Annotated in this window: 12 protein-coding genes and 1 tRNA gene; 3 read left to right on the forward strand and 10 right to left on the reverse strand. The window is 67.0% G+C overall.

What is annotated here, in order from left to right; genetic code table 11:
* Positions 1–48: 48 nt before the first annotated feature.
* Positions 49–125 (forward strand) — tRNA-Ile (locus ACH35V_RS42180).
* A 63-nt stretch (positions 126–188) separates the two neighbouring features.
* Here ACH35V_RS42180 and ACH35V_RS42185 read toward each other — a convergent pair.
* The 10 genes from ACH35V_RS42185 to ACH35V_RS42230 form a co-directional block, all read right to left on the reverse strand.
* Positions 189–1,346 (reverse strand): tyrosine-type recombinase/integrase, encoded by a 1,158-nt coding sequence (locus tag ACH35V_RS42185; protein ID WP_395980524.1) that lies wholly within the window; start codon positions 1,344–1,346, stop codon positions 189–191.
* The gene (locus ACH35V_RS42190) at positions 1,346–1,549 is read right to left on the reverse strand and encodes a helix-turn-helix domain-containing protein (RefSeq protein ID WP_395980525.1); all 204 of its coding nucleotides are present in this window, start codon (positions 1,547–1,549) and stop codon (positions 1,346–1,348) included. The genes ACH35V_RS42185 and ACH35V_RS42190 overlap by 1 nt, the downstream gene beginning before the upstream one ends.
* Complete coding sequence (locus ACH35V_RS42195; protein ID WP_395980535.1) at positions 1,546–3,171, reverse strand: replication initiator; 1,626 nt, start codon at positions 3,169–3,171, stop codon at positions 1,546–1,548. The genes ACH35V_RS42190 and ACH35V_RS42195 overlap by 4 nt, the downstream gene beginning before the upstream one ends.
* Positions 3,172–3,227: 56 nt before the next feature.
* A complete protein-coding gene (locus ACH35V_RS42200) occupies positions 3,228–4,694 on the reverse strand; it encodes an FtsK/SpoIIIE domain-containing protein (protein WP_395980526.1) in 1,467 nt (488 codons plus the stop codon).
* An 85-nt stretch (positions 4,695–4,779) separates the two neighbouring features.
* The gene (locus tag ACH35V_RS42205) at positions 4,780–5,088 is read right to left on the reverse strand and encodes a hypothetical protein (RefSeq protein ID WP_395980527.1); all 309 of its coding nucleotides are present in this window, start codon (positions 5,086–5,088) and stop codon (positions 4,780–4,782) included.
* Positions 5,088–5,366 (reverse strand): hypothetical protein, encoded by a 279-nt coding sequence (locus tag ACH35V_RS42210; protein ID WP_395980528.1) that lies wholly within the window; start codon positions 5,364–5,366, stop codon positions 5,088–5,090. Before ACH35V_RS42210 ends, ACH35V_RS42205 begins: the two co-directional genes overlap by 1 nt.
* Positions 5,366–5,791 (reverse strand): plasmid replication, integration and excision activator, encoded by a 426-nt coding sequence (locus tag ACH35V_RS42215; protein ID WP_395980529.1) that lies wholly within the window; start codon positions 5,789–5,791, stop codon positions 5,366–5,368. Before ACH35V_RS42215 ends, ACH35V_RS42210 begins: the two co-directional genes overlap by 1 nt.
* 114 nt (positions 5,792–5,905) lie before the next feature.
* Positions 5,906–6,637 (reverse strand): GntR family transcriptional regulator, encoded by a 732-nt coding sequence (locus ACH35V_RS42220; protein ID WP_395980530.1) that lies wholly within the window; start codon positions 6,635–6,637, stop codon positions 5,906–5,908.
* A 319-nt stretch (positions 6,638–6,956) separates the two neighbouring features.
* The gene (locus ACH35V_RS42225; RefSeq protein ID WP_395980531.1) at positions 6,957–7,259 is read right to left on the reverse strand and encodes a hypothetical protein; all 303 of its coding nucleotides are present in this window, start codon (positions 7,257–7,259) and stop codon (positions 6,957–6,959) included.
* A gap of 173 nt (positions 7,260–7,432) precedes the next feature.
* Positions 7,433–7,726 (reverse strand): hypothetical protein, encoded by a 294-nt coding sequence (locus ACH35V_RS42230; RefSeq protein WP_395980532.1) that lies wholly within the window; start codon positions 7,724–7,726, stop codon positions 7,433–7,435.
* A 320-nt stretch (positions 7,727–8,046) separates the two neighbouring features.
* On the opposite strand from ACH35V_RS42230, the gene ACH35V_RS42235 reads away from it, so the two are divergent.
* Positions 8,047–8,931 carry a DUF5919 domain-containing protein gene (locus ACH35V_RS42235; RefSeq protein WP_395980533.1) on the forward strand — a complete coding sequence of 295 codons (885 nt, stop codon included), beginning with the start codon at positions 8,047–8,049 and terminating at the stop codon, positions 8,929–8,931.
* Positions 8,928–9,740: an inositol monophosphatase family protein gene (locus ACH35V_RS42240; RefSeq protein ID WP_395980534.1), complete on the forward strand. Its 813-nt coding sequence runs from the start codon at positions 8,928–8,930 to the stop codon at positions 9,738–9,740. Before ACH35V_RS42235 ends, ACH35V_RS42240 begins: the two co-directional genes overlap by 4 nt.
* Positions 9,741–10,641: the final 901 nt, after the last annotated feature.

Below are 10,641 nucleotides of genomic sequence, written 5' to 3' on the forward strand. Positions count from 1 at the left end.
CCAGATGGGGTAACCTCACGTTGCGCCGCCGGAACAGCGGCACAACCCGGGCCTATAGCTCAGTCGGTTAGAGCGCATCCCTGATAAGGATGAGGCCGGAGGTTCAAGTCCTCCTAGGCCCACCACCTCAAAAACCCCCGCCGGGTATCGACGGGGGTCTTTTGACGGCAACCGTGACGGCAACGGCCCTAGCTCTCGGAGTTGCCGAACAGTTCCCCGGCCACTCTGCCGAGCCCCGAACGGTGATCTTCGTTGTCCCCGTGAGTGTAGATCTCCAGCGTCACCGCGATGCGCGCGTGGCCGAGGATCTCTTTCGCGTCACTCGGCGGAACTCCCATCCTCTTGAGGAGTGACGCCGTGGTGTGCCGAAGGTCGTGAAGACGAATACGACGAAGCCCGGCATTGGTACAGATCCGTTCGAAGACCCGCGCCAGGTTACGCGGTTCGATCGGCCGACCCGAACGAGTCGTGAAGACGAGGCCCGTTTCCGTCCAGTTCTCACCGGCCGCGCGCTTGGCGTACATCTGCCGTTCGGCCAGTTCGATCATGCCTTCCCAGACGAGCGGGAGCATGGGCAGGTGACGCCGCCCGGCGTCCGTCTTGACCGGCGTTCGGGAGAGTTCACCGTCGATGCGCTGCAACTGCCAGTGGACGCGCATTGTCTGCTCGTCCATGTCGAGGTCATCCCAGGCCAGGCCGAGCACCTCGCCACGTCGGAGCCCGTAGGCCATCATCAGCGCGAAGGCCGGATAGAGCGGTTCGTTCCTCGCCGCAGCCAGGAAGGCCCGCGCCTCACCGGCCGTCCACGGCTTGACCTTCCGGGCAGGTGCCGGCGGCAGCGTCGCGAGATGGGCCGCGTTCACCGTGATCAGTTCTTCCCGCATGGCCCGAGTCAGCGCCGCACCCAAGGTCATGCGCATCACGTGCACCTTGGCGACGGAGTGACCCGCCTTGATCTGCGCGTTCAGGAACGCCTGAACCTTGGCGACCCGGATTCGGTCGAGGGACAGCTTGCCGAGCCCCGGCTTGAGGTAGAGCCGAACCGTCTGCTCGTACTTCTTGTACGTGTTCCACCGCTTGGACGGACGGACGACGTTCTCCAGCCAGTAGTCAAGGTAGTCACCGAGCTTCCACGGTTTGTCAGCCACGGGAACACCCTGCGCCGACTTCCGCTGTGCCTCGATGAGCTTCCCGTGCACCTCCTCACGCGTCTTCCCGTACTTGCGCACCCGCTTGTAAATGCCCTCACTGGTGAGGACGTAGGCGGCACCCTCCCAGCGCCCATCTTTGCGTTGGTAGATCGTCCCCTCACCGTTCGCCCGCCGCTTCGGCTTCCTCTCAGCCATCAGGCCGCGTCCTCTCTGAGTTGTGCAATGAACGTGTCGAGGGCATCGACAGGCACCCGCCGATCCCGGCCAACCTTGATCGATTCCAGGGCGCCCGAGCGGATCAGCTCGTACACCCTCCACCGGCTGAGTTGCAGCGCCTCCATGACTTGAGGCACTCGCAGAAGCTTCGGCCCGATGGTGGGGACCGCCTCCCTTGTCACGCTGCCTCCGCAGTTGCCGAAAGTTCTGGGGTGGGGTTGTTGGTCGCCGCGTCGAGTTGGCGGCGTCGTTGGATGCGTTCATCGATCAGGAGCAGAAGGCGTTGCTCGGTCGGTTTCACGTCTGGGTCGCCAGGTCCGGCGGGTTCCCAGACGTGCACGGCGTTCGGATCGGCCGGGTTGGTGACGGGGATTCCGGCCTCAGCCAGGCGTGCGAGGACCCACGCCTTACGGTCGGCTTTGTGATCGGCGAGGGTCTTGCCGGACCATTTGCGGGAGACCAGGACGCGGCGGCCGCCGTAGCCGAGGTGTTCGCGTCGGTGTGCTTTGCCCTTGCAGAAGCCCGGCGTCATGCCTTTGCGGGGATTCTTGGGCTGGACGCCGTAGCGCAGCCAGTTCGCGCACGTGGGTGAGCACGGTTCATAGCGGAGTGTCTCGGTCATCCGGTCAACGTGCTCACGCTGCGCGTTGCTCTCCGCGTTATGGCATTCGGCGACGCCCTTGACGAGGTACTTGGTCAGGTATCCGATGAGCTTGCGGGACTCGGGGGAATCGACCATCACGCCTTGGGCGTCGATTTGCCGTCCGAACCGAAGCACGTGCAGGGGTTCGGCATCTTCGTCCAGGCCGAGCGCGTCTAGCGCTTCATCCCAGGTGGGGAGGACCTCGCCGGTTGCCGGGTTGAGGTAGCCGCCGTTCTCGCCCGCAATCTCGTCCCAGACCGGAAGGTGCTCCCCAGAGAAGACGACGCGGTCAGTCGAAGGCCACCACACCTGGTGATACGTCGCGGCCACCACTTGCCGCAGCTCAGCCCGCGAAATGGTGCCGCGTATAGCCATGTGCAGGTGGGGAGCCAGCCGCCGTTGTGGTTCGACGGTGGCGAAGTACTGCACGTCATAGCCGACGAACCGGCGCAGGTTCTGCACGAATCGGTCCACCAGCTTGGAGAAGTGCAGGGCGTCACGTGCCGCCCGCGTGTAGTCGTAGGTTGCAGGGTCGACCGGGGTCCCGTCCGAGCACACCCGCCCGTAGGAGTCCAAGGTCAGGGTCAGGAAGATCGAGGGCCGGAAGGTCTTGCCGTCCTTACCGCGGAACACCTTGCCCACGGTGCGGGAGTCGACCGGGCGCCGAGGAAGATCCGGCGCGTCCTGCCGCCTACGGGTCGACCGAGAGCGCCGACCCTTGCTGTCTTCACCGGTCTTCAGGGCACCCCGCACGCCCGACCGTTCGAGTTCATGGTCGAGATCACGCACAACTGCGTCCCAGAACTCGGAGTCTTCCCCGTCCGCCGTCCCGTCCTCGGCCGCACGGTCACGGGCCGCTTGTGCCTGTGCCCGCAGTTGCATCCACGCGCGTTGCTCGTCGTTCGGATCAGCGCGGGTGATCTGGGGTTCGGTGTCCAGGTGCCAGCCCTGGTTGCACTGGACGGCCCGAAGCTTGCGCTTGCGTTCAGCGCACGAAGGACAGACCGAGGCCAGGGTGTGACCGCACGGGACGTACACCATCTCGGCCGTGCCCGTGTTCAGGTCGACCCGCCGCATCGGCACCGGCCGGATACAAACGCCGTGCTCGACCGCGACCGATTCCAGCACCCCGCGCGCCAGCGGAGGCAGCGTCTTGACCACCGGTTCTGGCGCAGGCGGGGAGGCGTCGACGCCGGGAGCGTCCAGAGTGGGTTGCCTCACGCAGCCCCCTCGATGTCGAGTTCGGGCAGGCCGAGTGCGACCATCGCCCGGATATCGGCGTCGGAGACGAACGCGGCCCGCACCCGCACCGGATCCGGACTCGTCTCCAGCCGGACGAACCCCACCCCCGCGCCGACCTCCGGAACCGACGAAATCTGATCGGCTAGGGCGCCACGATCGCGGACACCGTCGCCGAGGACCATGTCGACCTGTTCGTCTTCGTCCAGGCGTAGGGCGATGCGGTCGGGGAACAGGTTGCGCAGGTTGTTGACCTCTTTGCGCGCGTCCTGCTGCGCGCCGATCACGCAGTACCCCACCGATCGGCCCTGTGTTGTGAGCACGGCAAGCGCGGACTCGGCGCGCTTTCGAAGGTCGCGCTCGGGGCAGTAGGCAGTCAGGAACGCCAGCTCATCCACCACGATCACCCGGAACGGGAACTCATGGCTGGGTGTGAACGACCGGGTCACGCCTGCGAAGCGGTTGGCGCGGGCGTTCATGTCCGTCGCGGCGTCCTCCAGCAGCGCGACCATGCCGCCGGACGGGTCGGAGGAGTAGCGCCCGTACCGCTCGAACAGGTCCCGGCCGAAGGACAGTTCCATGCGTTTGGGGTCGATGGCCCATACCTCCACCAGCCCGCCCAGCATCCACGGCAGCACCGCGCGAATGGTCGACCAGATCACCGAGCCTTTCCCGGATCCGGTCGCGCCCGCGATGAGGACGTGGGTTCCCAGCAGCCGCAGCCGCCACGGGGAGCCGTCCTCTTGGCGTCCGACCGGCAGGGCGGTCAGGTCGACGTCGGCCGTGTCGGGGATGGGGAGTGCGGGGATGGGTTCGGCGAGGGCGTCACGGCGGACGAACTCCAGCCAGACCCGGCCCGGCTTGTTCCCGTCCCGGACGCGGACGAGCGAAGCGCCGAAGCCGTGCGCGAGGTTGACCGCGACCCGCTCCCACGCCTCCGGGGCCTGCCCCTTGAGCATCTTTACCAGCACCCGGTCCGACGTCGGCCCGCAGCGGACGCGGATGAGGGAGGGCAGGTACTCGCGGCCCTTGTGCACCTTGGTGAGTCCGGCCGTGACCAGGACGGGTTGCCAGTGCCGCCGGTACACCGCGACCAGCCGCCACCGTGCCCGGACCGGACGAGCGACCCAGCGGACGAAGGACGGACGGTCCACCCGCGCCCACACGCCCAGGCCCACGGCGACGAGGGCCAGGGCCAGGACGGGGACGAGCCATCCGTAGCGGACGCCGAGCCAGCCCAGCCCGGACGCGATCGAGACGGGGACGACGTTGCGGACCAGGAACACCACGGTCCGGACGATGATGCGGACGGCGTTGACTAGGAGCACGAGCCCTTCGGGCATGTGCCACACCGGAGGCGCCCACTTGGGGGCCGCGAACGGGTCACGCTGCGCCTCGACCGCGACGTTCTCGCCCGGTCCCAGCTTGCGGAACTCCCATGCCATGATGGATCACACCTCTTCTTTGTGCTGATCAGGGGAGAGAAGCGGGGCGGCCGGAGGTACCAGCTCCAGCCGCCCCACCCAGATTTCAGGCCGCCGGGTCTTCGGCCGGTTCGGCCGCAATGGTGTGGAGGCCGTGGAGGCGCTCCACCTCGGCCGCGTAGGCCGCGAAGGAGTCGGCGAGCTTGCGCGCCACCCGGACGTCTTCGGCGGTCGGTGCGGTCGCGTTGGTCGGAACGATGGAGACGTGGGCGTAGGCGTGCGCGATCGAGATCTGCGCCCGGTCCTTGCCGCGCGGGTAAAGCACCGACACCCGCTCGTCCGGGTGCAGGCTCACCGAGGTGAGCGCCGTCCCGTCCGGCTCCACAGACACCGTGGTGTAGCTGTAGGCACCCATCACGCAGCCCTCCCCTTGCCCGAGGACCGACCCGACGAGGAACCACGACCGGAGCGGTACAGCCGCTCCACCTCCACCGCGTACGCCGACGCCTGCTCGGCCAGGCGCCGCGCGAACTCCACATCCGAGGCGCCCAACCGCTCCGGAAGGGTCAGGGTGACCAGGACCCGACCCGCCGACACCGTGAACAGCGGCGTACGCGCCCGGAACGAGCGGAACTCGGTTGAGGCCGCGCCGTCGATCGGCAGCGACAGCGCCGACATGCGCCCGCCCGCCATCACGCCGCATCCTTCGCAGCGCCGTCCTTGCCCGAGCTGCGGGCCGCGCCGCCCCGGGAATTGGCCGGACGCATCACCGCTGCCTTCAGCGAGTAGGCCAGCCGACCGGTACCGGAGTTGACGTACGGCGTCACCGACAGCCCGTCGAACTCCACCGGCACGAACGGGAACCCCGCCGGAGCCTCCGGCATGATCGGCTGCACCGGCGCCGACAACTTGACCTTGAACGTGCCCTTGGACTCCGGGTCGGCGTCCAGGACCTCCACCGCCCACACCAGTTCGCCGGACTCCTTGTCGCGCGCCTGCACGAAGTTCTCGCGGGTCGACCGGTCGAAGTCCCGGACCGGCTCCACCCCGCCCTTGATGAACGCCCCGAACGGGAACACATCCCCGAACGTGACCTTGAACGGACCTTGTACCGCCATGATGATCGCCTCCTGTTCGGTCAACTGTACGTCAGTTGACCTATCAAGTGATGCGATCATAAGACTACCCAGCTTGGTCTATCAAGTAACTAACCGGCGTGTGGCCGGATGCGGTCACGCCAGCGGGTAGGCGTCTTCCAGTTCGTGCATGTCAGCGGGCAGGACCGTGTCGACCACCAGCAGGGGACTGCCAGCAGCGTCACGCGCAGTCGCGTAGACGACGAGGACCGGGACGTCTTCACCCATCGACAAGGCGGACGCTTCCTCGCCGGTCGGCATCCTCGCGACGATGTGCTCGATGACATGATCGAACGTCACGCCTTTGCGCGATTCCAGGTGTTGCCTCATGCCCTGCTTCAGCGGCTCAGCGCTGGTCAGGTCCGTCCCCTCCGCAAGCTCCAGAGGCATCCACAGGGACAGGATTTCAGACGGCGCACCGTCAGTCGTCAGCAGTCGCCGGCGAACGAACGCCTTGCCGGACGATCCGAGGTCGAGAAGCGAACGGATGCGGTTCGGAGCCTCGACCACCCCAGCGGCCAGCACCTCACCGGGGATGGCCGTTTCGGAACCCGTCAGCCGAGTCTGTCCCGCTCGCGCGCTGTCCAGGGAGGCCAAAGCAGGACGCCCGCGGACGAACCGGCCCTTGCCCTGCCGGGAGTCGATCCACCCCTGATCGCGGAGAACTCGCAGGGCCGCCACCACGGTTGGCCGACTCACCCCGAACTCGTCAATGAGCTGGTGTTCGCTGGGCATCGCCGAACCGGGGGCGTACCGGCCCGCTTCGATACGCCGTTGAAGCTCCGTGACGAGCTGGGCGTACTTTGGCGGCACGGATTCAAGGCTCATATCTCGACCGTCCATCATCCGACAGGTTGTCTTACCAGGTCAGATCAATGTACGCCCAACGCACCTTGCCTGTCACGACTATCGGACTCCACCAGGCCCGGTCACGCGCTTGGAACAGTCGTCCCGAACGCCTCAGCCATCCTGTCCGCCAGCTCCAATGGCGTCTCCGCTTCGAGAAGCACCCACCGCTTAGCCCAAGGCATCACAGCCCACCACCGCGACGTGTGCCGTCCGAACCACACCGACGACCCAGGAAACCGGCGCTGCAGGGTGACGACCGCCCTTGTCACATCATCCGGAGTGTCTTCCGCCCACGACTTCACGGCCGGGACCTCTGCCGGTCAGGCGCCGTCGACTCGGCCATGAACGCGGTGATCCGTTCCGCCGCCCCGTCCAGGTCGGTTACCGGGTGAACGTTGTCGACCCGCCACCAGGACACCTCGCCCTTGCGACGGTTCACGACGACGTAGCCGACGACGTCTGCGGTTGTTCCGCCCGCCCGAGTGATGGTCAGTCCGGGAACGGCGTCGCGCATCTGGACGCACAGACCGCGCATGACCAGGGCACGGCACAGATCACCCAACACCCGAAGTTCGCCGTCGCGGGAGATAGAAGAACCCATCACCTATTACTCGCTTCCTTGGAAGCAGAGCCGGAGGCGCGGGGCTTGGCCCGCCTGCCGCTCGTGATCCCGGGGGGCGTTTGAGGTGATCACGAAACGGACCGTCCTCGCCGCGCCGCCGGCTCTGCCGCTCAATGCGCTCATGGGCCAGCCCGCCAGGCCAGCCGAGAGCGCTAGTCGAAGTGGTCGTCAGCCGACCCGTTGAGCTGCCCGGCCTGGGCGGTCACAAAGCGAGCGACCTGGGCCGCCGCGCCCGGCACGTCATCGACCGGATGCTTGCTGTCGTCGCGTCGCCAGGTGAACGTCCGCCCGGAGGCCCCGACGAACACCCACACGAACAAACCCGGATTGGCGGTACTCACCAGCAGCCCCGGCATCCCCTCGTCCAACCGGACCGCCAGGCCCAAACCGAGGAGCGAGGTTCGCAGGTCGGCCAGAAGCCGCAACTCGAAGTCCCGCGCGTTCACGACTCCGCACCGCCCTGCCGCTCGGACACCTGGCCCGTCCCCAAGCAGTCGGGGCAGTGGTCCTGACGGCTGTCAACCGGAACGCCCGCCACGTGCCCCGGCGCCAACGTCCGTCGCGCCACACGCCGCTTGACCCCGCGTCCCCTGCAAGAGGTGCATTCGCTCGCCATGACGACACCGTGCCAACACGTCACGTTGCGTCACGACGCCGTGATCATCTCGTCTTGGACATCAACGTCTTGCAACTGTCTCGACTTTGTCTCGTCTTCGATCACGTGCCGCGCCTAGCCTGGTGAACGCCCACCCAGAGAGGACGGCCGGTGTCCCCCCAACCGATCCTGTTGCAGATCATGATCCGCCAGCGCCGCCTACATCGGTACGGCATGTTCCAGGCCGCCTACAACGAGGCCGCCAAGAAGATCTCGCCCGAACTCACCGGCACCGCACCCAGCCGCGCTCAACTCCACCGCTGGACGTCCGGCGAACTCAAACGCCTTCCGTACACCGATCACTGCCGCGTCTTAGAGGCGATGTTCCCCGAGTGGACCGCCGACGAGCTGTTCGCCCCATGCCCGCCGCACGTCCTGGCGGACGAACCCGCCGCCCACGCCCCCAGCGACGAACGCGCCGACCTCGAATCGACCGCCGACCGAGTAGGCCCGAACCCTTACGCCGACGTCACCGCCGTCTTCCCCACCCGCGCCGAGTTCTCATTCGCCCACCCGCCGCACGCCCTACTCGATGGCGCCAGCAGCATCCGGGCCGCCGGCCTTTCCCTCAACATGCTGTGCCAGCAGTACCCCGACCAGCGCCTCTACCGCCTCATCGAGGACGGCACCGCCCTGAAGGCCCTGTTCTTGGACCCCGAAGGCGAAGCCATCCGAGCCCGCGAGCGCGAGGAGGGTTACAGCGACAACCACCTCACGACCCTCACCCGCCTGAACATCGAGGTTTTGACCCGCCTACGGAGGCGACTGTCACCCGAGGGCCAAGACCGGCTGTCCGTGGCCGTCTACGACGAGACGATCCGGTTCAACATCACCCTCATCAACGACCGGCTCTGCGTGATGCAGCCCTACCTACCGACCGCCCGCGGAGTCGACTCGCCCACTTTCCTCGCCGAGCGCAACGCGACCGGCGCCGGACTGTATGAGACGTTCGAAGAGATCTTCAACGCGCTATGGGAACGAGGCCGCACCGTATGACCGACGCACCCGCAGCTCTACTGCCCGTCGCTCTCAAGGCGGCAGAGATAGCCAGCGATCTAGTGCGCACCCGCGTCCCCGGCCTTCTCACCGCCAAGGGTGACCGCGACATGGCCAGCGAAGTCGACTACGCCGTAGAACGCGCCGTACGCGACCACCTCAAAGCGCGAACCCCAGACATCGCCATCCTCGGCGAAGAAGAGGGCATCAGCGGAGACACCACCGGCGAACTCCTCTGGGCAATCGACCCGATAGACGGCACCGCCAACTTCGTCCGCAACATCCCCCTCTGCGGAATATCTATCGGTCTCATCGAACGAGGCCGCCCCGTGGTCGGAGTCATCGACCTGCCATTCTTCGGAACCCGCTACCACGCAGCCCAGCACACCGGCGCCTACCTCGGAGACCGCCGCATACAAGCCAGCATGACCACCACTCTCAAAGACGCCATAGTCGCCATAGGTGACTACGCGGTAGGCGAGAACGCCCAGGCCAAGAATCGGCGCCGCATCGCCCTGACCGAACGCCTAGCCGCCAGCGTCCAACGCGTCCGCATGCTCGGATCAGTCGCCATCGATCTAGCGTGGGTCGCCGAAGGCAAGCTAGACGCCAGCGTCACCCTGTCCAACAAACCCTGGGACATGGCCGCCGGAGTAATCATCGCCCGCGAAGCCGGAGCCAGGGTCACCGACCAAGACGGCACCGACCACACCCTTGCATCGACCGCCACCGTGGCCACGACTCCAGCACTGACAGACGACATCGCATCCCTAATCAAGGACGCAACCGAAGCGCATCCCCGCCGCTAGGCACAGACACAAGCGATGCTCTGCCGAATTCAGCCAATTTAGATTCAAGGGGCGGCGGCGCTCAGGCCGCTGCGCGGCCCCGCGCCAGGCCGCCCGGAGCATGCGGCGTGGGCGCCGGTCACCGGCCGACCGCGCCGGGCCACGCATCGCGCCACCTCCGCCAGCCCCCGCCCGACCGGCCGCCACGGGGTCGCGCCGCCGCCAGCTCTGAACCGGGTCCGATGGGGACTACTCAGGAACGTCGATCGCACGTCACGCGTACGGCCGCCCCGTGAGCCGCCTCTTACTCCCACCGGTTCGGCCGCATGGACCTCGGGCACCCCGGAGTACCTGTTGTCGGGACAGCGTGAGCGTACATCCCGCAAAAGGTTCGAACACGCCTCCGGCGGGGGCACTCTGACTCTGGGAAGGCCAGGCCGCGCCCGTGACGGTCCTTGGTGGTTGGAGATGCCTGTGCTTCCCGTCCGCCGTCGTCCCGATCGGAGATCTACCAGACCAGGGCCAGGGGGTGAAGGTCGTTCGTCCGGTGGGGCGCTCCACCTTCACCCCCTGGCCCTGGCCCGGCAGCGCGGTGCACGGGACGACGGCGGACGGGAAGCACAGGCAGGGCGCGATGTGCGGCAGGCCGCCAATCCACAGGCAGACCCACGGCTTGTGGATGACGGCAGTGACGGCAGCCGTGACGGCAACACCATCAGACAACACCGAACGAGATCAGCGCTCAGCAGAAGGTCAGCACGGCCGCGCGAGATGATGACCTTGGAGCGGAACGAACTGATAAGGATGAGGCCGGAGGTTCAAGTCCTCCTAGGCCCACCACCCCAAAAGCCCCCGCCGGGTACCGACGGGGGTTTTCGTAACCGTCCATGACGGCGTCCCCCGCTAAAGCGTTGCCGACCAG

The sequence above is a fragment of the Actinomadura sp. 1N219 genome (assembly GCF_044326405.1).
In the GTDB taxonomy this organism is placed as follows: domain Bacteria; phylum Actinomycetota; class Actinomycetes; order Streptosporangiales; family Streptosporangiaceae; genus Spirillospora.

Bases quoted from the DNA above. Each gene is read 5' to 3' on its own strand.
- ACH35V_RS42185 (WP_395980524.1), bottom strand. From the start codon at position 1,346: ATGGCTGAGAGGAAGCCGAAGCGGCGGGCGAACGGTGAGGGGACGATC.
- ACH35V_RS42200 (WP_395980526.1), bottom strand. From the start codon at position 4,694: ATGGCATGGGAGTTCCGCAAGCTGGGACCGGGCGAGAACGTCGCGGTC.
- ACH35V_RS42205 (WP_395980527.1), bottom strand. From the start codon at position 5,088: ATGGGTGCCTACAGCTACACCACGGTGTCTGTGGAGCCGGACGGGACG.
- ACH35V_RS42210 (WP_395980528.1), bottom strand. From the start codon at position 5,366: ATGGCGGGCGGGCGCATGTCGGCGCTGTCGCTGCCGATCGACGGCGCG.
- ACH35V_RS42215 (WP_395980529.1), bottom strand. From the start codon at position 5,791: ATGGCGGTACAAGGTCCGTTCAAGGTCACGTTCGGGGATGTGTTCCCG.
- ACH35V_RS42220 (WP_395980530.1), bottom strand. From the start codon at position 6,637: ATGAGCCTTGAATCCGTGCCGCCAAAGTACGCCCAGCTCGTCACGGAG.
- ACH35V_RS42225 (WP_395980531.1), bottom strand. From the start codon at position 7,259: ATGGGTTCTTCTATCTCCCGCGACGGCGAACTTCGGGTGTTGGGTGAT.
- ACH35V_RS42240 (WP_395980534.1), top strand. From the start codon at position 8,928: ATGACCGACGCACCCGCAGCTCTACTGCCCGTCGCTCTCAAGGCGGCA.